The organism is Streptococcus sp. KHUD_014, assembly GCF_051106275.1.
GTDB lineage: Bacteria > Bacillota > Bacilli > Lactobacillales > Streptococcaceae > Streptococcus.
Genome location: NZ_CP193666.1, coordinates 1,062,865 through 1,084,630, shown reverse-complemented (window position 1 = coordinate 1,084,630; position 21,766 = coordinate 1,062,865). Strand labels below are relative to the sequence as shown.

The window sequence follows — 21,766 nt, the reverse complement described above, 5'->3', positions numbered from 1 at the left end:
TGAGTGTATGCCACTGCTTGCATAGACGGCTTGAACAGTAAAGGGAAACGTCTAGCCCTTTCTGGTTTCTAAAGGAGAAAGGATTTCATGAAAATGGAAATCAGGAAAACCTATCTAGTGAAAAATGATATTTTCAGTTTAAAAAAAGGTGAACTTTGGACCTTAGTTGACAAGGGCTATCAGGCTTATTTTGGTGAACATAATTTCGTATTTGTCAATGAAGAGAAAGTGAAGGTATTTGCAGTTTTGCAAGATGGTTCAGAAGAAGATATGCAACTCTACCATCATCTGGATGACTATTTTGAAGAAGTTACTCACGAAAAATTTTAAAAAATGTGAGATGAAAGTTGAGAATTTATGAGATGAGAAAATAGTGTAGGAGAGATTTAATGCTAGAGTGGCAATCTATTATTCCAGAAGATGAATATGAAGCTAGTGCAGCTTTTAGTGAAAATAATCATTACGAGATCTCTACGATATCTTTGAAGGGCAAGAAACATATGATTAAATTGAATTTTCCCTTCTGTCATTTTTACCAAATCACAGATAGAGACTTATTTGATACTCTTCATCAGATTCCTAGTTCGCCAGAGCTTGAATCCCTTATTTGTAAGCTAGAGACCAGTAGCCTGATTACAGAAGTGATTCATAGGGCGGGTGGAGTTTTGGCTGAAGAAGATTTGGTTCATTTTCGTATTTGTGCCAAGAATCTAGTCATAGACTTAGTTCTCTATAAAAATGAAGAGAGTGATATAAGGATAGAAGAGGTTGGTCAAGAATGAGGTGGATTAATATTGGTGAGGAAATCAAGTATGATTGGTATGAATTACGGTGTCAACTTTCTCAAGAAAATCAGCTGCAAATTTTTCTCGAAGGTTTAAAGAATCAAAAGTTAAAATACTGTATAGATTTTGGTAAGATTCTTTTCTGCAGGTCTATCGATGAGGGATGGGACCTGAATTTGCTCGAAGAAGATTTACTTAGTGGACCAGAATTTCCTCATTTATCAGATGGGATTTTACTTGAAATGATAGATAGTCACCTCAAAAAAAGAGTTCAAAAAATTTACTCTGTTCCAATCTATCACTACCAAGTTCAGGGAATTAATTTTGGGATAGACGTCCTTACAGTGGCTATTCCGATTATCAAAAAGATCTAGACTGAAACCAAGCTGAAAGCCATCTGGTTCAGTCTTTTTTTCTGTTAATGTAGTATAATAAAGGGTGTAGGAATTCTATTTTTTAATAGGATTTTTCCAAGTTAAGATTAGTTATTTAAGGAGTCAAAAGCTAGATCAGAGGTGAGAAAGTTGACTGAATTTGAGAGCTTATTTCTTCAAATAATCGAATATTCGAATCAGGTTACAGATGAAAATTTTCAAGAATATGCTGAATTGGGATATGATCTTTTAAGAAAAATCCATCATCTAGGTATAAAGGAGACACAAGTATATGAGAGATTTTTTACATACTATGACAGCTTACAAGATGGAATGATAAAAGAGTGGTTTGCAGAAATGCTAGACTATATTTCTGGCTGGTGTCATTCAGAAAAATATCTTTGGAATCATCAGGAATAAGGGAGACCAGATTAGCAAATTGCAGCATTGGTAGTTGAAAGTGATTTTGCATAAGATATAGGAGTTAGCTATGTTTAATGACAGTTATATTTGGGGGCGTCTTTTCATCCCCCTTATCATGATTTTCGTCTTAGGATTGATGGTATTCGTTCATAGACGTCAGGTTTTTAAGTATTTATATATCGTGAATATTTTTTTGTATCTAGTTGCGATTATTACTTATTTTATTTTAGAAAATCATCCAGTCGGCCAACCATTTCCATATCCATGGATGACAGCTATTCCGTTTGTTTGGGCCATATCTATCTTTCTAGCTTTTGGATTATCGTTCGCGTCTCTTAGTGCTTTTGTCATTGAACAGGCACAAAGGCATATCTGGGCAAGGATTATCATTGCTTTAGTTGTTCTAGCGATTATGATAGCTATCGCGATAGGTATATACTACTTTATAGAGATTATTAGAGTTATAGGTTACTTTTAATGTTTAGTCAGATGGTAAACATTTAGAAAGAGGAGCAATATGAAGCAATCACTTGAATTTTTAAGAGAAAGAATCACCGATAAGATGCCCTTAGAGGATATGGTAGCAATCTTTGAAGACTTGTGTCGTGAGCCTATTGAGGATGAGATGATTTTGTTTGAAACAGGGACATTTACAAGTATATCTGATAAGCCCTTGTTTCAACTATCGTTGGTAAGGCAAGCTCCAAATGAAGATGAAGAGTTTTATCAAGTTCACCTTGATATTTTCTATGAAGCATGTCAAGAGAATGAAATATTTCATGAATCGATCTGGGATGAAGATTTAGAGGAAAATATCTTTGATTACATTAGAGCTTCAGAGGTGTTTGCCTATGCTAAAGAACAGGAATACCAAACGGTCAAAATTTATCTGGAAGAAACTTAAGAAAAGGTAGTAATATGTTTGATTTTTTTAAGAAAAAAACACACAAAAAACTTGAAATCAATCTTCAAAACAATTCAATGATTATTAACGGAACCAGCTTATCTTTTCCTTTGTCCTTGAAAGATATTGAAGCTGTATTGGGGAAGCCTGACCAGGTTGTCAAAAAAGATGGGAAGTTTATCAAATACATTTATGATAAAGCTGGAATTGTATTTGAACATTCTTTCTCAATTAATAATCATTTAAAAAAATGTAAGACCTACATTGATGAGGAACATTTGATTTCTACTGTTTTCCTCTACTATGGCGATGTTGTAAAATCTATGACTGGAGAGAAAGAATTGCCAAAGCAACCATGTCAAGCTGTGGTATTATCAGATGGAAAATCTCCTTATTTCTTTTCTGATAGGCATAGAGTAGGGGATTTTGACCTGATTTTATGGACCCCTTACGGAACTAATTTTAATGGAATTGCAGAGACCATCACTGACACACTTTCTATTTCCTACTTTCCAGAGTTCAAACATGAACGGGAAAGCTACAAGTTAAAAGAAACTGACGAAGAACTGCTTTCCTTTGAAAATATAAATTTTAAACTAACTATCATCCAAGTTTTGATGTATGATTTACTTGTACTGAAACCCTACTTTGACATCTATGATTTTGCGGAAGAATTTAGTGAAGAGGAAATCGACACAGAAAGTATGGAGATAATTCAGCCAGCACTTGATTATATGATAAATCTTCCTATACCTAAGAAATATGCCGAACAAGTTCAAGAAATCTATATGGATGGAGGAAATGAAATTTATCTGAATTTGATACCTCAGTGGGACGGTGAAGATGATAGTTTCGATCTAAATGAAGTTAGTCTTAAAGAACTGCAACAGTTTCCAAATCTGAAGCAAGCGACTATCATAAGCAGTAATTTTGAACATGTCAAAAAAACCTTCGACAAGCAAGGGGTTCAAGTGAAGGTATTATAGTTGTTGCATTTATCTGAATAAATCATAAATGGATGGTATAAGTTCTTTAAGGATAAGGGCTAAAAAGGAAAGAAATCTGGTGATAGATAATGAACATTCTTGATCTTAATTCTAATCAGAAAGATACGATATTGTTAATTCACCCGATGTTATCATCGGCTCAAGGGATGAAGTCCCTGATTGCAGACCAGATGGGGCAAGAGTTTAGATATATCATTCCGGATTTGTCTGCACATGGGCAATCAGCTCTAGCCCTTTACGAATCGTCTCTTAAGGAAAGCCAGCTGATCTATGATTATCTAAAGGCTCATCATATAAAAGACTTGTGTTTAGCCTTTGGTGCATCCTTGGGTGGTGTTGTATTACTGCAATTATTGAATTACAAGGATATCAGGTTTAGGAAACTTGTTTTTGAAGGGGTTAGTTTATGGACAAATGCGCCCTTTCTTGATGTCTTTACTAGGTATTTATTGTTAATAAAACATAGAAAAGCTCTGAGAAATAGAGATCTTGCTGTTCATAAGATGGTTGCACTTTATGGAGACAAAGGAGAGATGATGGCGGATTCTTTCATTGCTATGGATGAAGAAAGCATCAAACATATTTCCCATGATTGTGCCTTCGTAGCTTTGCCTAACCTTACGCCAGAGGAACAAAAAAGTTGTGTTTTCTTTTATGGTTCAAAAGAATTCGACTTGATAGCTGCTAAAAAAGTTCTTCCCAAAAAGTATCCTCATGCCACATTTCACATTTGGCAAGGATATGACCACTGTTGTAAGATCACTGAAAATCCGGCAGTTTACTGTAAACTTTTAGAAGAAATGATTGTAAAGAAAAATATCAGTTTCAATGAGGTAAGACATGACAAGTAAAAAATCTAATCTTGAACATTATAGAAATATGTTAAAACAACCTTGGGGAAAGATACAATATGAAATAACCTTTGCCCAACTTGCTCACCTGGAAGGTAAGAATATTCTTGATTTTGGATCTGGATTTGGCTTGGTCAGTGAATTTCTTTCTCGCAAGAATCAAGTTATTTCTGTTGAACCTAATGAGGAAATGCTCTATGCCAACTCTTCCACATCCTATGAAAAATTGTGGGGAAGTATTGACCAACTCGCTCGTTTTACGGATAAATCCTTTGATCTTGTCCTTTGCCATAATGTTTTAGAATATATAGATCCTAATGACCGAAAAGACTATATTCTGGAGTTCAAAAGAATTTTAAAAGATGATGGCTTGATTTCAATTATCAAGCATAATCAAGTTGGAAAAGTTCTACAAAGTGTTGTTTTTGCTAATGACATCAATCAGGCATTTAGCTTACTCAATGGTGAAAATTTTGAGAGCCTATCTTTTGCAAGTGGTTCTACTTATACGATAGAGGAATTATTAGCTTTGTCTGGTCTTGAATTAGAAAACTATTTGGGGATTCGAACATTTTACAGTCTACAACCAAATGAATTTAAAAGCAAAGAAAACTGGTTAGAAGAAATGACAAAGATTGAACTTGCAGTATGTGATTTAAAACCTTATAAAGATATTAGTTTTTTACAACATTTGTGGCTAAGAAAATAATAGAAGCATAGTTTTTGTTTTAAAGTAAAACAAAAACTGATGTATATGAAGAAAGAGTGAATGAGATGATTTCTTCAGTTTGTAACTTGATAGAATTTTTTCCACAAATTTATTTTTCGAATTTTGAAAGAAAAATTCTTAGACAGTTCAGGATTGTATCTATTTTAGTTCAGTACTTTCAATTTTTGTTTTTAGAAATTTCATTATATAATAAAGTGTATCAAAAAAAGATATATTGATATCCTAAAGATGTAAATAGATATTGAGGAGAAAATGAATGCAAAAAATAATGTTGATTATCAATCCAACCTCTGGTGGCGAAAAGGCTTTAGATTATAAGGAAAAGTTAGAAAATAAGGCTAAAAAATACTTCGAGCAAGTCGATACCAGAATTACACAAAAAGCGCAAGACGCAACCAACTTCGCCACAGAAGCTTCTCGGGAGCATTATGAGGCAGTTCTCGTTTTCGGTGGAGATGGGACAGTCAATGAAGTAATCTCTGGTATCGCTGAAAGAGACTACATTCCTAAACTTGCGATTATCCCAGGAGGAACTGGAAATCTCATTACGAAACTTTTAGAAATTAATCAAGATATAGATGGAGCTATTGACGAACTCGATTTTAATTCTACGAATAAGATTGATATCGGAAAATCAAATGGAAATTATTTTGGTTATATCTTTAGTATTGGTTCACTACCAGAAGCGATTCACAACGTTGGGATAGAAGATAAAACAAAATTTGGTATGCTAGCCTATGCGATTAATACCATGAAGTCTGTCGTTACAGATCAAGCATTTAACATTCAAGTTGAAACAGAAAATGGAAACTATATTGGAGAAGCAAGTCACGTTTTAGTTCTCCTAACCAATTATTTTGCTGATAAGAAGATTTTTGATGAAGATAAGGACGGATATGCAAACGTTCTGATTCTTAAGGATGCATCAATTCTTTCTAAATTATCTGTAATCCCTGACTTATTAAAGGGTGATGTTGTAGAAAATGATCACATCGAGTACATAAAAGCTCGTCATATAAAAATTTCTTCTGATTCTGAATTAGAAACGGATGTTGATGGTGACAAATCTGATGACCTACCAGTAGAAATTAAGGTGCTATGTCAGCATATCCAAGTCTATTCTCAACCGAAAGCATAATCTTATTTACCTTTAACAACAATTTTTTTAAACAAAGGAAAGCCTATGAAATTTAGAAGATTAGCGACTATTGGTCTTTGCTCAACACTTCTTTTGACCTTAGTGGCTTGTAATCAAGCTCAAAAGTCGAGTGATGGAACTACTGAAACTTCTGTAACTCAAACACAGTCTGCTCAAGTTTCTTGGAAGGCTAGCTATACCAATATGAACAGTCAACCAAGTGCAGAAGAAGTTCGAAAAGCCTTGACTGCACATTTGGATAAAGATAGTGTCGATGCATTTTTCAACCTTGTCAACGATTATAACAATACTGTCGGTTCAGTAGGCTTAACTGGAGATTTTTCTACATTTACCAAAACAGACTATGATGTTGAAAAGATAAGCAATCTTTGGGCACCGAAGAAAGGTGATTTTGTTGGTACCAACTGTCGTATTAACAGTTATTGTTTATTGAAAAATTCTATCGAAATCCCTAAGTTAGAGAAAGACGATTCTCTCTTGTTTGTCGATAATGATGCCATTGATAAGGGAAAAGTCTTTGGTGCAGAAGACAAGGATGCTTTTGATATTTTATTCTCAAGAGTCAAGACCGAAGCAACGACAGATGTTAAGGTGCATGCTGCTAAGATGAAAAAATTCCTTTCTCAATTCAAGTTTAATGAGAATGCTCGAATGCTGTCCGTAGTCGTCCATGATGACTTGGATGGTCAATCTCTCTTTATCGGTCATGTTGGAATTCTTGTACCGAGTGAGGACGGCTATCTCTTTGTCGAAAAGTTAACTTTTGAGGAGCCTTATCAAGCTATCAAATTTGCAACCAAGGAAGATTGCTACAAATATCTAGATACAAAATACGAAAACTATACAGGAGAAGGTCTAGCGAAGCCCTTTATTATGGATAATGATAAGTGGGTTCAATTCTAAAGGATGGCATTAATATGGAAGTAGTACTGGCATTCATAATGATTGTCTTGGTCGGAGTTTGGGCTGTTTGGGTAATCAATGCTAACCAACATAAACCAAGAGAAAATGAAAAATTTATTGGATATATCAATAAATACGATAGTGATGGAGAACCCTACCAAGCTCAGGTTTGGCATGTGACAGAAGATGATAGTGATGATTAAAGGACAGCAAGCATGGATGAACATACATTAAGAGTTGTAAAAATTGATAAGGAAGCCATTTTTGAGTTGATCTATGAAACTTTTATAGCGCAAGAGCAAGAACTGCTGGACCTGTCGCCAGTAGATGTTATAAATGATTGTGCTATGGATTGGGAAAAGGGAGAGTTTATCTTTGCAGCACATCTTCAGGAAAATAGTCTGGGAGAATTTAATCCTCTTCCCAAAGATATTGATATTCAAGAGTTGCTGAAAAAACTACCTGTTACAACAGATTCCGTTCTTGGGAAAAAGAGGATTTATAGAGATTTTTCATTCGACCAATTAAAAAAATAGTATAATAGTAGTAAATAAAATAGTTATAAGGAAACACAATGGATATTAAAGATTTTACAGAAAAAGAACAAGAAATGATTAAAAAGGGACTAACTTTCTCTAAGCTGAACGATAAGGAAACTGCCGATAAGATTATCGCCTTAATTCCTCAAGATATGATTAAACGGATTCCATTTTTTGTTAGAAAACATGCCATTACACGTACTGTTAAGAGAATCTCGCTTGAGTATCCAGAATTATACGTCGTAGCTGAACAAGAAGGCCAACTTCCTGATAAGGAAGCTCAAGAATTACGCCAAATTCTTACAGATATTTTCCAAGAGAAAATGAACAAGCATAAGATTAAATAAGTTTTGAGATTTAGCAATAAGATGTCGATTGAACATTAGGAGTTGAGTATGGCTATTGATGGCGTTAAAATCATTGACAGTGATCAAGGTTATGACATTTACAATGAGGTAGTTGGTCGCTATAGAGACGGTGAACATGTGGCCAATATTATCAAGGATATCCTTGATGCGGAGAATGATTACTGCCAAACAGACTTTTTTACAGAAATTTATTGGACAGCTCTTGCCTACTCACTGTGGAAGATTGGTCACCTGACAGATGATATCAGAGATAAAACCTTGGAGCTTATCAAAAAAGGTCCAGATCCATTTTGGTCGGAAATAGACTCAAAGGCTTTGAAGCAAAGGAAAAAGGTCTTGGAAAAACTTGGAGTTCAGTTGCAAACTGAAAATCCTAGGCCTCTAAAGGTCCCTAAAGCCAAAACTAAACGCAAACCTTATTTTGAAGAAGGAGATCTCCTTGCTGTTAAGTTCCAAGATGAGTATGGTCTTGTCTTTGTATCTATGGTTGAGCAGAGTCCTAGAAAGCTTGAGTATCATTTGGCTTGCACACGCCTCTTACAAACAAAAAAGCCCTCCATAGATGATTTTTTGACCAGTCAAATCTCCTGTAAGATGGACAATACAAAGTTTGCTCTCGTTACAGATTGCTGGTTCAATCATAAAGATTTAGGGCAATTATTAGAAAATATTGAAAAAATTGGACAGGTGAAACTTAGACCTTTTAGTCTTTGGATGCTGGCACCTGCCCAAAATTTAGAAGATATTTATGAAGAAATCACTAGAGATAAAGGTTCCTCTGGCCTTCGATTCATCGAAACCTATAAGCTTGTCGACGATATTTTTCCAGTTTAATGCCTATGTGATAAAGGGGGAAATGGTCAATCACTCCCATTGACTGTGTTGGGCTCTGACACCATAACTATCTAGGGAACCATCTGAATTGAACTTGGATTCAATACGGTATCTTTTCCAGAGGTCGTAATCTGCTGTTTGGATGGTTAGGATAAAGTTGTTATCCTTATCAGAGACATTATAATCAGCAGGATTAACTTCAAAGATATCAATTAACTTTCGTGTTTGAAAATCTTGGAGCTTGAGATTTGCTAGCTTGACATGATTGATGGAAATTTCTTCTAGTTGCTTGTTATACTTAGGTGCTCTGTAATAGGTTATGACGCAGTTTTTGAGTTGATCAGTATCTCTTCCTGTAGGAGTAAGGCTCATAAAGCCATAGGACTGATTATCCCGCTTGACTTCGAGAAGCTGACCGTAGTAGAAGTGGTCGTTTTTGGGATTGGTGATGGAGCTCTCTGCGCCTTTATCTCCAAAGGTATAGCCTTGGTCTAAAAGCTCGGAAGCCTTGGTCTCCCCGATAATGACAGTGGTATCTTGAATGCTTACTGGAACAGGTTGAGCCGGAAGACCACTCATCATCATGCAAAACATAAACACATAGCTCGTTAAAAAAGCTGTCCCGATAAAAGCGTTGGTTGATGCATAGGCATGACTGTTATGAAAGTTTTTTCTTATAGCCAGTACAACAAATTTGCCAATACTTTTTAAAACCATACTAACAAGTACGATAAAAAATTGTTTTTTCAAACATTCATAAATGGCTTGAGGAAAGCTATTACCATGATAGTAGAAGACAGCCAATACGAGTAGATTTACGATTAAATAGATTAGCAAGAACCAATGAATTTCTTTAAGGGCATTGGCATCAGTAATTTCTTCATAGTCAACGTGAATTCTTCCTTGAACGGCATGGCCGAGTTTATAGATCCATTTTGGGATATCTTTCCCTTGTCTGACCGCAACTACAAGTCTAATATAGAGATAGATAGTAAAGGACAAGGATAGAAAGAAAAGAGCATAAAAACCCAAAACAATACTAGTGAACATTACTATTTCCCCCTATTTAACATTCAATAAAACAATTTCTTAGCTCCATTATAGCATTTTCTATAGAAATAGAGCTAAAAACATCAGTATTATCCTACAAGATTCAAAGGAGAAAAATCATGGGAATGATTGCCAATTATCAATATTTACCAGACAATGAATTAGAACAAATAAAAGCTCTTTCTAACCAAGAAGATGACTTGTTAGACTTTGCTGAGGACTCAGCTGATACTCATGATATCTTAATAGATATCGACAAAATGTGGGATGCCTTGGTCTTTGTCTTGACAGGATTTAGTAGTTCAGAATTTTTGGATGACAATCCCTTGAGAGAAGCGGTTTTAGGGGTGACTCCTTTAGAAGAAGTGTCTGAGTACATAGCCTATACTGAAAAAAACAAGATAGCTGAGATCGTAGAAGCTCTAGAAAGTTTTGACATGGACAGAGCCTTGGCAGACTTTAGTATGGTAGCATGCAAGAAAGCCGACTTATATCCTGATATTTGGGATTATCTTGAGGAAGAGGAAGAAATCAAGGATGAAATTCGAATCAGTTTTGTAAATATGAAAGAGTTTTACAAAAAGATTCTGGAGCTCAATGGAAATGTCCTGGTCACTATTTGTTAATCAGAATTTATCCATGTAAGAAAAGGTAGTCAGATGAATCCATATTTACAAGAATATATCACCCGGACAAGGGAATGCCATGCTAAAGATGGAAATTCTTCCAGTGTTACGGCACTCTATGATTTGGCTGATGAATTAGCTAAGTCTGAGGATTTAGATGCTAAAAAAGTCTTAGTTGACCTCTATGAACAATTGGGTCTCTACACTAGTGCCTATAGCTTATTTACCGAAATCTTAGACAAACCTGATCGAAAACAGTTAAAGAAACTGAGCCGATTACAAGAAATGAGTCAGAGTCATGGCGATCGTTTTGCCCTTCCTCGTCCTCTAAGAAAAGAAGAGGAGAAGGAGAGACAGGAGCTATTACAGTCTTTGCCACATTTTATCTATCATCCAGATCCCTTAGCTACAGGTTCATTTGTTGAAGGAGAAGCCAAGCTTTGTCCATCTTGTGGGAAAGAAAGTAATATTTATTATGCCTTGATACCTTATAGTATCGAGAATATAGAATACCTTTGCCCAATGTGCATTGCAAACGGTCAAGCAGCTAAAAAATTCGATGCAGAATTTATCCAAGATGCCGAGTGGCAGGGTGAATTGGATCCAGAAAAGAATCAGCTGCTTTTTTGTCAGACCCCAGGCTACTCTAGTTGGCAGGGAGAATATTGGCTTTCTTGTTGCCAAGATTATTGTGCTTACTTGGGTACAGTTGGAACTCGAGAATTGAAGGATATGGGAATCGCTGAGCAAGTCTTGGCAGACTATGAAGCGCGTGAAGAATATCAAGAGGTAGAAGACTACTTGGTCAAAGACGGGCCTATCTGTGGTTACCTTTTCAGATGTCTCCATTGTCAAAAATACCAGATCTGGGTTGATGCAGATTAAATCGAAATGTGATTAGCTATGAAAATTAAAGAGAAGACTATGGAAGAACTAGAATTATTTGAAGCAGCCTCCAAAGATTTATTAGACACTATGCAGGGATTTAAAGACAATCTATCTGTTCAATTTCCCCTATTAGATAGTGATAACTGGCAGTATGATAAGGGATCGATAAAAGTTTGTAAGGCTGATGAGTCAGGATTCAAAAAAAGATGTAGGGTCGGAATCAGCTACAACTTGAAAGTCTCCCTATTAAACGAAGATGCCGAGCAAATCTGGTTACTGTTTAAAGACTGGTTCAATACTAGCAGATTGGGTCAAGTTGAAAGAAATCCTAATAATGAGGATTTGGGAAGATATGTCTTCTCAGCAAGTTCCCCTCTAGGTGATCAGGTAGCTTGTTCGATTTATTTGCCTAATGAGTGGAATATCCCTCAGATTAGCTTTTCAGGCTATCTAACAGCTCGTTATAGGGCTTGTGATCTTGATAAATTGCAAGAATAAGATGGAAGGTTTTTAGAGATGAGAAAGATTGATTGGGAAAAGATAAAGACTCGCTTAGATGCCTTGCTAGTCATTGATGAGTATCTGACAGATCCGAGTGAGGATTGGCTCAGACTCTTGAATAAGACTGAGGAAGACTATGGACTCCGCTACCTTATTGACAATGGATCTGGTGATTCTTTAGATGTGATTTTGACTGATAAAATGATCCTTATAAAAGGCTTCGATCATGAAAGTAGTTTAAGCCAGTTTGCTGCTGACGAGTGGAATCAAGATATCATCGATAGTTTTTATAAAGGACTGGACGAAAAGTATCTTTCACTTTATTCAGAAGACCAAAAAGATGAAACAACCTTCTTTATCTGGTATGACGGTCACGCGCATCAACAGACTTACCAAGATCAGGATGGTGGAGAATGGTTGCTTTCTTACCTTTTCGATAGCTTTGAGAGATTTCATGAGTTTGTGACTGACTATTATGAAATTATCGTAGATAAAGATTTACTTAGGAAACTCTACATGGAAGGCTTTCTTTCAGACTTAGAATTAAAGCAATTAATCCAGGAGGGTTAAGAGAGTAATCATGAGAGTGAACTATAAAAATACCCCTGAAAACTATCGAGCTATGGTGGAAATAATCATTCCACCCTTGCTTGATTTACTCAAAAGTTTAACCTTGTTAGAAGAGGAAATTTTTGAGCGTAACAGAGCACTGGATAAGGAAAAAGAAGCCCTTGCCATCCCAGCAAATCAAGTTCATCCCAAGTGGAATGAACTTATGGATGACTATTTTCATAGACAAATCCAACTTCTAACTGGACGCGTGACTAAAAAATGCTTGGAAGAAGGAGTTCGAAATACTTATGGCTCCCCAAGTGAGTATAACTATGTTAAAAGGAATGATTTTTCTGTAGATTTTATCATGACAAAAGCTGAAGAAGCAAGAATTATCACCCATTTTCAAGAAGCATTAGAAATGAAGCATCAGTTTGTTCTTAGATTGGTGGATGGAAATTGGCTACTTGATGAGAAATTTTACGGTTTTGAGGACGAGGAAACTTGGTATCTCGACTCACTTTGACCAAGATAGCTTTGCTTCCCAACTAATATGAAAAAAGGAGAAGTCCTATGAATTTTTTAAAAAATCTATTTGCTAGTAAGAAAGAAAAGTCAGAGAAGAAAAAACAACTGATCTTGTCCATGCCCCTCTTCAAAGGCAAGCAGGCCTATTCTTTAGACCAGGTCGTTCAGGAATTGAAATCTCATTGGGGGCTTGAAATTTCTGAAGTTTCTGGGGATGATTCTAGTGCAACCTTTGTGATTGATGGTGCTCTCGTTGCGCTAGCTTTAATGGATTTGCCTATCCCAAGTCAAGAATTTGAAGAATTGTATGCCTATTCTTACCTCTGGCAGGATGTTGAGAAGGAAACACAGGAGCACACACAACACGCCATTGTTTCTATTTTGTCTGACAATCTTTCGCCAGTAGAAACTTATTCCCTATTAACTAAAGTCAATGCCTCTATCCTAAAAACTAGTCAATCAGCTATTGGTATTTATCAGGGATCTACCACCTTGCTCTTGCCCAAAGATCTTTATCTAGACCTGGCTGACCTTTTGAAAGAAGAAATGCTTCCCCTTCAACTCTGGATTTATATGGGAATTATCAACCAGGGTGATAAAACTAGTATTTACACTTATGGTTTGAAAGAGTTTGGAAAAACTGAGATTGAAATTATCGAGTCTCCTATGAATAGCGATGACTTATATTATTTCCTCTTGTCTATTCTTCAGTATGTTTTAGGCAGTGATGTCACCTTAAAGGACGGTGAAACCATTGGCTTTTCAGAAGATCAAAAAATCAAAATCACTGAGTCAAAAGCCGTTTATTTGGAAGGAAATTCCTTGAAATTAGATGTTTAGACCATGATTTATATTTGAATGTCCTTCCTAGATTGGGGGTTTTATGAAGCGTGATATAAAAAAGTATTATCTCTACCGATTTCTGGTCTATAGATTTGAAAAACTCTCTTGTAAGAATCCAAGTCTCAAGGAAATAAAACCAAAGAAGAGAGAAAAAATCGTTCTAGAGGCTAGTCGAACTAGTCAAAAGATTATTCTAGTCCTTGGAATTCTTTATGTTTTTCTAAATTCTGCTTTGTTCATTTACCTTAAGACCAGTGATTTCCAAAATCCTTTGTTTATGATGTATACTGACTACATCGACTATTTGGGTCAGCTGATAAACGGAGAATGGGGCGGTAGTTGGCGTCAAAAGAAAGCTAGTTTTTTGATGATTGCTATACTGGCTTTACCGATTGTACTGATTGAAGGTGGCCCCTTCTTCTTGCTGGTTTTATTAGTTGGGAATTGGACATTAAAGAGAAAGATAAGATTTGAGAGAGAACTTAAAGGAGTAGAGAGCCATGGCTAGAACGGTGATTATAGGTACTTTAATTGCTTTTGCAATTTTTAATCTGCTACTAGGTCTGGGCTTTTATCTTTTTCTAAAGAAAAGGAAAGAGAATGGGAAATCATTGTACGAAACCCCTGTAAATCAACAAACTCGAACAGAAAAACTGGGTCTAGGTGAGATTTTGATCTACCTGACACTGATTGCAATCGCAGGGATGTTTGCCTTTCAAACCTTAAATAGAGGTGGAGTTGGGAATTCTATTTTAGCCAAAATGATCCTCCTACCTGCTCTAATGGCCCTTTTCAATGCAAGAAAAAGGACTGGAAAGTCATTACTTGCCCTCCTTATAACCTTGATGGTCTTTCTAGTAGGAGTCATGTTTCATCTCACGATTGGACTCCCACCTCAAGCACCGATTTTGCAAATTAATGAAAGTAAAATTACGTTAGCAGAAACCAAAGCAAGTGATCTGATGGAAGCTGGATTTGATATCTATGTAAGACAGGGAGATGGTGCTAGCGACTACGAAGACCTCCTGACAGATGGCAATTTCCAAAAGTATGCAGGAGATAAATCAGTCACTATCGAAAAAGGCTTCAGACTTGATAGCAATGCTGTTCCCTACGCTCCCTATCTCTTTGCAAAAGATGGCATAGTTCTTGGGAGTATTTCCTTTTACGGGGCAGAAGATAAGGACGTGGTTTTAGAAGATTCTAAGGTTATTCAGATTCGATTTAATAAGGAAAGCATTGAAGCAGCTAAAGAACATTCTATAATTTTGAAATTGGATGAACTCGACTTGACTAGTCGACTGGATGTTCCACTTGTTCAAGAAACTTTCAAAAAGCATCTATGGTCAATCCCCCCATCACATACAAGTGATGTCACTCAATTGTGGTATGGATTACAGTGGTCAAGTAACAGTGACTCTCTATTTTGGAATGAGTATTATAGTCTTATCCGTCTAGATGAAAATTATTTGATGACTGATTTTGAACTAGCTGCCAAAGTAGCGCGTGATGAGTAAATACAATTTTGAATAGTTGAATTTGCTTATGCCTATCTAAAGGAATTAATTTATTTAGTTCCTTTTTTTGTTTTTGATTTAAATTTAAAACGATTTCTATTTCTTGGTTGAATAAATTACACGAACTAAATAGTAAATTATTTAAAAAAAGTTCTAAAAATACTTTACAAGTCTCTGAAAACATGATATAGTAATGAAGCTTAGAAAATGAGATGATGTTTTCTAGCAAATATAAACCCGAGTAAAAAATGCCTACGGACAGGCAGGGTTGAATGCCGAAGCGTGGTTGAAAAGCCACATTATTGATAGGGTTAAAAGCCTACTTTTATAAGTTGATGTTAGAACATTAGTTCTAATTCGTATACATTTGTTAGTGTGGTGAAAGCACACGTCATCTTGTGAAACGATCAATAAAGTACGTAATATTTGCTACTAGAGAGTTAGGAAACATCAGGAACAGACATACTCAAAAGAAACAAACATAAACACGTCAGTAGATTGTAGAGCAGGTGCCAACCTGCTCTTTTTTCATAAGTATCCTTGGCGCCTAAGTTAAATTAAGGTGTGAAAAATACAGTAAAGGAGTATGTCTTTATAATGTTAAATCAGAACCAAGCTCCCATTTATGAGGGGTTAGTTAAGTTACGAAAAAAAAGGATTGTACCTTTTGATGTGCCAGGTCATAAGCGTGGCCGTGGGAATCCAGAGTTAGTTGAACTTTTAGGGGAAAAATGCGTTGGTATTGATGTCAATTCTATGAAGTCCTTGGACAATCTTGGGCATCCTATTTCGATTATCAGAGATGCAGAGGAACTAGCAGCAGAAGCATTTGGTGCTGCTCATGCCTTTTTAATGATTGGCGGGACAACCTCATCCGTGCAAACCATGATTCTTTCCACCTGTAAAGCAGGGGATAAAATCATCCTACCACGAAATGTCCATAAATCAGCCATCAATGCACTCGTTTTATGTGGAGCTATTCCCATCTATATCGAGATGAGTGTGGATCCCAAAATCGGTATTGCTTTGGGGCTTGAAAATGATCGTGTGGCACAAGCTATTAAGGACCATCCGGATGCCAAGGCTATCCTAATAAACAATCCAACCTACTATGGGATTTGTTCAGATCTTAAGGGGCTAACAGAGATGGCCCATGCTGCAGGAATGAAAGTCTTAGTAGACGAGGCACACGGTGCTCATCTCCACTTTACAGATAAACTTCCTCTATCTGCTATGGATGCAGGAGCAGATATGTCAGCAGTGTCTATGCATAAGTCTGGTGGTAGCTTGACACAAAGTTCACTTCTTTTAGTTGGGGATCAGATGAATCCTGAGTACGTACGTCAAATCATTAACCTAACCCAATCAACATCAGCATCCTATTTGTTAATGTCTAGTTTGGATATTTCACGCCGCAATCTGGCCCTTCGTGGTAAAGAGTCATTTGAGAAGGTTATTGAGCTATCTGAGTACGCTCGTCGTGAAATCAATGCCATCGGTGGCTACTATGCCTACTCAAAAGAGTTAGTAGATGGCGTGACCGTTTGTGATTTTGACGTGACCAAGCTGTCAGTTTACACTCAGGGAATTGGTTTAACAGGTATTGAAGTTTATGACCTCTTACGTGATGAATATGACATTCAGATTGAGTTTGGTGATATTGGCAATATCTTGGCCTACATTTCGATTGGTGACCGTATCCAAGACATTGAACGCTTGGTTGGTGCTCTAGCTGATATCAAGAGACTTTATTCTAGAGATGGAAAAGACTTGATTGCTGGCGAATATATCCAACCAGAGTTGGTGCTGTCTCCTCAGGAAGCCTTCTACTCAGAGAGAAGAAGCTTAACCTTGGACGAGTCCGTTGGGCAAGTCTGTGGGGAATTTGTCATGTGTTATCCTCCAGGAATTCCAATCCTAGCGCCCGGTGAACGCATTACACAAGGTCTTGTCGATTATATCCAATTTGCTAAAGAACGTGGTTGTTCTCTCCAAGGAACGGAAGATCCAGAGGTCAACCACATTAATGTCATTGAGAGAAAGGAGAAGTAAATGGATTTATGGTTTTCTGAAGTTCATACTCCAGATGTGAAATTGTCCTTGAGAACAGCTAAGCAACTTTACGCAGGTAAAAGTGAATGGCAGGATATTGAAGTTTTAGATACGCCAGCTTTTGGAAAGATATTGATTTTAAATGGGCACGTCTTGTTCTCAGATGCAGATGACTTTGTCTACAACGAAATGACAGTTCACGTTCCTATGGCTGTCCATCCCAATCCAAAGAAAGTCTTGGTTATTGGGGGTGGTGATGGTGGTGTTGCCCAAGTATTAACTCTCTATCCAGAATTGGAACAAATCGATATTGTAGAACCAGATGAGATGCTGGTTGAGGTTTGTCGAGAATACTTCCCAGAATTCGCTGCTGGTCTAGATGATCCTCGTGTTACCATCTACTACCAAAATGGGCTTCGCTTTTTACGGAACTGCGAAGATGATTACGATATCATTATCAATGATGCGACAGATCCCTTTGGTCATACGGAAGGGCTCTTCACTAAGGAATTTTACGGCAATAGTTACAGAGCCTTGAAAGAGGACGGAATCATGATTTATCAGCATGGTAGTCCCTTCTTTGACGAAGATGAGTCAGCTTGTCGAAGCATGCACCGCAAGGTCAATCAAGCCTTTCCAATCAGTCGAGTTTATCAGGCACATATCCCTACCAGTCCTGCAGGTTATTGGTTATTTGGGTTTGCATCGAAAAAATATCACCCTGTCAAAGATTTTGACAAGGAAGGTTGGAAAAAACGCCAGCTTTTCACAGAATATTACACTGCAAACTTACATGTAGGAGCCTTTATGCTGCCCAAGTATGTTGAGGACATTTTAGAAGAAGAGGAAGGAAAAAAATGAGTCGTTTACTAGTTATTGGATGTGGGGGCGTTGCCCAAGTTGCTATTTCAAAGATTTGTCAAGACAGCGAAACTTTTAAAGAGATTATGATTGCAAGCCGTACCAAGTCAAAATGTGATGACTTGAAGGCTAAATTAGAAGGTAAAACAAATACTAAGATTGAGACAGCTGCTCTTGATGCTGACAAGGTAGAAGAAGTTATTGCCTTGATTGAAAGCTACAAACCAGAAGCTGTTTTGAACGTAGCTCTACCATACCAAGATTTGACTATTATGGATGCTTGTTTGGCAACAGGTGTGCACTATATTGACACAGCTAACTACGAGGCAGAGGATACAGAAGATCCTGAGTGGCGTGCCATCTATGAGAAACGTTGTAAGGAACTTGGTTTTACAGCCTACTTTGACTACTCATGGCAATGGGCTTATCAAGAAAAATTCAAGGAAGCAGGTCTGACTGCCTTGCTTGGTTCTGGTTTTGACCCAGGTGTTACCAGCGTTTTTTCAGCTTATGCACTCAAACATTACTTTGACGAAATCCACTATATCGATATTTTAGACTGTAATGGTGGTGACCACGGTTATCCATTTGCGACAAACTTTAACCCAGAAATCAATCTACGTGAGGTTTCTGCACCAGGTTCTTACTGGGAAGATGGAAAATGGGTAGAAGTCGAAGCTATGTCTATCAAGCGTGAGTATGATTTCCCTCAAGTTGGTCAAAAAGACATGTATCTCCTCCACCATGAAGAAATCGAATCATTAGCAAAGAATATTCCAGGTGTTAAACGCATTCGTTTCTTTATGACTTTTGGCCAATCTTATCTAACTCACATGAAATGCTTGGAAAACGTTGGTCTCCTTCGTACAGATACTATTAATTTTAACGGACAAGAAATCGTACCAATCCAATTCTTGAAAGCCTTGCTTCCAGATCCTGCAAGCCTTGGCCCACGTACTGTTGGAAAAACAAATATCGGATGTATATTTACTGGTGTTAAAGATGGCGTTGAAAAGACCATCTACATTTACAATGTTTGCGACCATCAGGAATGTTACGCAGAGGTTGGTTCACAAGCCATTTCTTACACAACAGGTGTTCCAGCCATGATTGGGACAAAATTAGTTATGGATGGTACATGGAAACAGCCTGGAGTTTATAACCTTGAAGAGTTGGATCCAGACCCATTCATGGAAACTTTAAATAAATACGGTTTGCCATGGGTTGTGGTAGAAAACCCACAAATGGTGGACTAATGAAATTAGAACAAGTACCAACGCCAGCCTATGTCATTGATTTAGCAAAACTAGAAGAAAATTGTAGCATTCTGCAAGAGGTTCAGGAAAAGGCAGGTTGTAAGGTTTTGCTAGCTCAAAAGGCTTATTCTCTCTATAAAACCTATCCCTTGATTAGCCAGTATCTCTCTGGTACAACGGCTAGTGGACTCTTTGAAGCTAAGTTGGCTAGGGAAGAATTCCCTGGGGAAGTCCATGTATTTGCGCCTGCTTTCAAGGAATCAGATATGGAAGAGCTACTGCAAATATCTGATCATATTGTTTTTAACTCAGAGATACAATTACGAAAATATGGTCAACCTTGTCGTGAAGTTGGTATCAGTGTCGGTCTTCGCATCAATCCTCAATGTTCAACGCAGGGTGACCACGCGCTTTATGACCCTTGTGCTCCTGGATCTCGTTTTGGAGTGACTTCAGACAAGATACCTAGTGATTTATTGGATTTGGTTGATGGACTTCATTTTCATACCCTCTGTGAGCAAGGGGCAGATGATTTACAAACGACTTTGAAAGCAGTAGAAGACCAGTTTGGTGCCTATTTACACCAAGTCAAATGGCTCAATATGGGTGGTGGTCATCATATTACGAGAGATGACTATGATGTGGACTTACTGATTTCTGAGATTAAACGCATTCGAGAAACTTATAACCTTGACGTCTACATTGAACCTGGAGAAGCCATTGCCCTTAATGCGGGTTATTTAGCGACAGAAGTCTTGGATATTGTTGAAAACGGGATTGAGACCTTGGTGTTAGATGCTTCAGCAAGCTGCCATATGCCAGATGTCCTTGAGATGCCTTATCGTCCTCCATTGAGAGATGGATTTGAAGCGCAAGAAAAACCTTATACTTATAGACTCTCTTCAAATACTTGCCTGACAGGAGATATCATTGGGGATTACAGCTTTGAAAAACCGATTGAAATCGGCGATCGCCTCTATTTCGAAGACATGGCCATTTATTCTTTTGTCAAAAATAATACTTTTAATGGTATTGGATTGCCAAGTCTCTATCTCATGGACGAACAGGGAGACTGCAGCTTAGTCAAAGCCTTTGGCTATCAAGATTTTAAAGGGAGATTATCATGATGGACAGTCCAAAAAAATTAGGCTATCGTATGCCAGCAGAGTACGAACCCCATCACGGAACTTTGATGATCTGGCCTACAAGACCAGGATCATGGCCTTTTCAAGGTAAAGCTGCTAAAAGAGCATTTAGCCAGATTATCAAAACCATAGCAGAAGGGGAAACCGTTTATCTCTTGGTGGAACAAGACCACTTAGCTGAAGCCCAAGATTACCTTGGAGACAAGATTGTTTGTCTAGATATTCCTACCAATGATGCTTGGGCGCGTGACACAGGGCCGACCATTCTCATCAATGATAAAAGAGAAAAGTTGGCAGTAGATTGGGCTTTCAATGCTTGGGGTGGTGCTGTTGATGGTCTTTATCAAGATTATGAAGATGATGACCAAGTAGCCAGTCGTTTTGCTGAGGCCTTGGAAATGCCTGTTTATGATGCCAAACCTTTTGTCCTAGAAGGTGGAGCGATACATAGCGATGGTCAAGGAACCATTCTCGTGACTGAAAGTTGCTTGCTTAGTTCTGGTCGCAATCCTCATCTTAGTAAGGAAGAAATCGAAAATACCTTATTAGAGTGCCTTGGCGCTGAAAAAGTTATCTGGCTTCCTTATGGTATTTATCAGGACGAAACCAATGAACACGTTGATAATGTTGCTGCCTTTGTTGGTCCTGCTGAGCTTGTTTTGGCTTGGACAGATGATCAAAACGATCCTCAGTATGCCATGTCTGTAGCTGATTTAGAGCTCTTAGAACAGGAAACAGATGCAAAAGGACGGAAGTTTACCATTCATAAATTGCCTATCCCTGCAGTTCGACAAGTTGTGACAGAAGAGGATTTGCCAGGCTACATCTACGAAGAAGGGGAAGAAGAACGCTACGCTGGTGAAAGGCTTGCTGCTTCCTATGTCAATTTCTATATTGCTAACAAGGCAATCTTGGTTCCTCAGTTTCAAGATGTCAATGACCAAGTAGCCTTAGATATCCTCAGTAAGTGTTTCCCAGACCGTAAAGTTGTCGGAATTCCAGCCAGAGATATTCTCTTAGGTGGTGGCAATATTCACTGTATCACCCAACAAATCCCAGAATAGGAGAAA

General features: G+C 37.5%; 29 protein-coding genes. 28 read left to right on the top strand and 1 reads right to left on the bottom strand.

What is annotated here, in order from left to right; genetic code table 11:
* Nucleotides 1-87: 87 nt before the first annotated feature.
* From ACORHT_RS05250 to ACORHT_RS05180, 15 genes are all read left to right on the top strand, one after another.
* Nucleotides 88-330 (top strand): phosphohydrolase, encoded by a 243-nt coding sequence (locus ACORHT_RS05250; protein ID WP_414320707.1) that lies wholly within the window; start codon nt 88-90, stop codon nt 328-330.
* A 59-nt stretch (nt 331-389) separates the two neighbouring features.
* Complete coding sequence (locus tag ACORHT_RS05245; RefSeq protein ID WP_414320706.1) at nt 390-782, top strand: hypothetical protein; 393 nt, start codon at nt 390-392, stop codon at nt 780-782.
* Nucleotides 779-1,159 (top strand): hypothetical protein, encoded by a 381-nt coding sequence (locus ACORHT_RS05240; protein ID WP_414320705.1) that lies wholly within the window; start codon nt 779-781, stop codon nt 1,157-1,159. Before ACORHT_RS05245 ends, ACORHT_RS05240 begins: the two co-directional genes overlap by 4 nt.
* Before the next feature lie 150 nt (nt 1,160-1,309).
* Nucleotides 1,310-1,579, top strand: coding sequence for a hypothetical protein (locus ACORHT_RS05235; protein WP_414320704.1), 270 nt, complete (start codon nt 1,310-1,312; stop codon nt 1,577-1,579).
* Nucleotides 1,580-1,649: 70 nt separating this feature from the next.
* The gene (locus ACORHT_RS05230) at nt 1,650-2,060 is read left to right on the top strand and encodes a hypothetical protein (RefSeq protein WP_434349629.1); all 411 of its coding nucleotides are present in this window, start codon (nt 1,650-1,652) and stop codon (nt 2,058-2,060) included.
* Between the two features lie 39 nt (nt 2,061-2,099).
* Nucleotides 2,100-2,486 carry a hypothetical protein gene (locus ACORHT_RS05225; RefSeq protein ID WP_434349628.1) on the top strand — a complete coding sequence of 129 codons (387 nt, stop codon included), beginning with the start codon at nt 2,100-2,102 and terminating at the stop codon, nt 2,484-2,486.
* A 14-nt stretch (nt 2,487-2,500) separates the two neighbouring features.
* Nucleotides 2,501-3,472: a DUF6892 domain-containing protein gene (locus ACORHT_RS05220; RefSeq protein WP_434349627.1), complete on the top strand. Its 972-nt coding sequence runs from the start codon at nt 2,501-2,503 to the stop codon at nt 3,470-3,472.
* An 89-nt stretch (nt 3,473-3,561) separates the two neighbouring features.
* Nucleotides 3,562-4,344 (top strand): alpha/beta hydrolase, encoded by a 783-nt coding sequence (locus ACORHT_RS05215; protein WP_434349626.1) that lies wholly within the window; start codon nt 3,562-3,564, stop codon nt 4,342-4,344.
* Nucleotides 4,334-5,053, top strand: a complete 720-nt coding sequence (locus tag ACORHT_RS05210) for a class I SAM-dependent methyltransferase (protein WP_434349625.1) — start codon at nt 4,334-4,336, stop codon at nt 5,051-5,053. Before ACORHT_RS05215 ends, ACORHT_RS05210 begins: the two co-directional genes overlap by 11 nt.
* 277 nt (nt 5,054-5,330) lie before the next feature.
* Complete coding sequence (locus tag ACORHT_RS05205) at nt 5,331-6,212, top strand: diacylglycerol/lipid kinase family protein (RefSeq protein WP_434349624.1); 882 nt, start codon at nt 5,331-5,333, stop codon at nt 6,210-6,212.
* Nucleotides 6,213-6,257: 45 nt separating this feature from the next.
* The gene (locus ACORHT_RS05200; RefSeq protein WP_434349623.1) at nt 6,258-7,136 is read left to right on the top strand and encodes a DUF4300 family protein; all 879 of its coding nucleotides are present in this window, start codon (nt 6,258-6,260) and stop codon (nt 7,134-7,136) included.
* Nucleotides 7,137-7,150: 14 nt separating this feature from the next.
* A complete protein-coding gene (locus tag ACORHT_RS05195; protein WP_075227429.1) occupies nt 7,151-7,339 on the top strand; it encodes a hypothetical protein in 189 nt (62 codons plus the stop codon).
* A 12-nt stretch (nt 7,340-7,351) separates the two neighbouring features.
* Nucleotides 7,352-7,672: a hypothetical protein gene (locus tag ACORHT_RS05190; protein WP_434349622.1), complete on the top strand. Its 321-nt coding sequence runs from the start codon at nt 7,352-7,354 to the stop codon at nt 7,670-7,672.
* Nucleotides 7,673-7,710: 38 nt separating this feature from the next.
* Nucleotides 7,711-8,022, top strand: a complete 312-nt coding sequence (locus tag ACORHT_RS05185; protein ID WP_075227404.1) for a hypothetical protein — start codon at nt 7,711-7,713, stop codon at nt 8,020-8,022.
* A gap of 48 nt (nt 8,023-8,070) precedes the next feature.
* Nucleotides 8,071-8,877 carry a hypothetical protein gene (locus ACORHT_RS05180; protein WP_434349621.1) on the top strand — a complete coding sequence of 269 codons (807 nt, stop codon included), beginning with the start codon at nt 8,071-8,073 and terminating at the stop codon, nt 8,875-8,877.
* A gap of 30 nt (nt 8,878-8,907) precedes the next feature.
* Here ACORHT_RS05180 and ACORHT_RS05175 read toward each other — a convergent pair whose 3' ends face one another.
* On the bottom strand, nt 8,908-9,927 hold the full coding sequence (locus ACORHT_RS05175) for a hypothetical protein (protein WP_434349620.1): 1,020 nt from the start codon (nt 9,925-9,927) through the stop codon (nt 8,908-8,910).
* A gap of 119 nt (nt 9,928-10,046) precedes the next feature.
* On the opposite strand from ACORHT_RS05175, the gene ACORHT_RS05170 reads away from it, so the two are divergent.
* The 13 genes from ACORHT_RS05170 to aguA all read left to right on the top strand — a co-directional run bounded on the left by ACORHT_RS05170 (nt 10,047) and on the right by aguA (nt 21,760).
* On the top strand, nt 10,047-10,553 hold the full coding sequence (locus ACORHT_RS05170; protein WP_434349619.1) for a YfbM family protein: 507 nt from the start codon (nt 10,047-10,049) through the stop codon (nt 10,551-10,553).
* A gap of 33 nt (nt 10,554-10,586) precedes the next feature.
* Nucleotides 10,587-11,438 (top strand): CbrC family protein, encoded by an 852-nt coding sequence (locus tag ACORHT_RS05165; protein WP_434349618.1) that lies wholly within the window; start codon nt 10,587-10,589, stop codon nt 11,436-11,438.
* An 18-nt stretch (nt 11,439-11,456) separates the two neighbouring features.
* The gene (locus ACORHT_RS05160) at nt 11,457-11,939 is read left to right on the top strand and encodes a hypothetical protein (RefSeq protein ID WP_434349617.1); all 483 of its coding nucleotides are present in this window, start codon (nt 11,457-11,459) and stop codon (nt 11,937-11,939) included.
* An 18-nt stretch (nt 11,940-11,957) separates the two neighbouring features.
* A complete protein-coding gene (locus ACORHT_RS05155) occupies nt 11,958-12,512 on the top strand; it encodes a hypothetical protein (protein ID WP_434349616.1) in 555 nt (184 codons plus the stop codon).
* 10 nt (nt 12,513-12,522) lie between these two features.
* Nucleotides 12,523-13,020, top strand: a complete 498-nt coding sequence (locus ACORHT_RS05150) for a hypothetical protein (RefSeq protein WP_434349615.1) — start codon at nt 12,523-12,525, stop codon at nt 13,018-13,020.
* 47 nt (nt 13,021-13,067) lie between these two features.
* On the top strand, nt 13,068-13,862 hold the full coding sequence (locus ACORHT_RS05145; protein ID WP_434349614.1) for a DUF4261 domain-containing protein: 795 nt from the start codon (nt 13,068-13,070) through the stop codon (nt 13,860-13,862).
* Nucleotides 13,863-13,905: 43 nt separating this feature from the next.
* Nucleotides 13,906-14,373 carry a hypothetical protein gene (locus ACORHT_RS05140; protein ID WP_434349613.1) on the top strand — a complete coding sequence of 156 codons (468 nt, stop codon included), beginning with the start codon at nt 13,906-13,908 and terminating at the stop codon, nt 14,371-14,373.
* A complete protein-coding gene (locus tag ACORHT_RS05135) occupies nt 14,366-15,382 on the top strand; it encodes a hypothetical protein (protein WP_434349612.1) in 1,017 nt (338 codons plus the stop codon). Before ACORHT_RS05140 ends, ACORHT_RS05135 begins: the two co-directional genes overlap by 8 nt.
* Before the next feature lie 597 nt (nt 15,383-15,979).
* Nucleotides 15,980-17,434 carry an aminotransferase class I/II-fold pyridoxal phosphate-dependent enzyme gene (locus ACORHT_RS05130; protein ID WP_434349611.1) on the top strand — a complete coding sequence of 485 codons (1,455 nt, stop codon included), beginning with the start codon at nt 15,980-15,982 and terminating at the stop codon, nt 17,432-17,434.
* The gene (gene speE / locus ACORHT_RS05125; protein WP_434349610.1) at nt 17,435-18,295 is read left to right on the top strand and encodes a polyamine aminopropyltransferase; all 861 of its coding nucleotides are present in this window, start codon (nt 17,435-17,437) and stop codon (nt 18,293-18,295) included.
* Nucleotides 18,292-19,551 (top strand): saccharopine dehydrogenase family protein, encoded by a 1,260-nt coding sequence (locus ACORHT_RS05120; RefSeq protein WP_434349609.1) that lies wholly within the window; start codon nt 18,292-18,294, stop codon nt 19,549-19,551. The genes speE and ACORHT_RS05120 overlap by 4 nt, the downstream gene beginning before the upstream one ends.
* A complete protein-coding gene (gene nspC, locus ACORHT_RS05115; RefSeq protein WP_434349608.1) occupies nt 19,551-20,678 on the top strand; it encodes a carboxynorspermidine decarboxylase in 1,128 nt (375 codons plus the stop codon). Before ACORHT_RS05120 ends, nspC begins: the two co-directional genes overlap by 1 nt.
* Nucleotides 20,675-21,760 carry an agmatine deiminase gene (gene aguA / locus ACORHT_RS05110; RefSeq protein ID WP_434349607.1) on the top strand — a complete coding sequence of 362 codons (1,086 nt, stop codon included), beginning with the start codon at nt 20,675-20,677 and terminating at the stop codon, nt 21,758-21,760. The genes nspC and aguA overlap by 4 nt, the downstream gene beginning before the upstream one ends.
* The last annotated feature ends 6 nt before the right edge of the window (nt 21,761-21,766 follow it).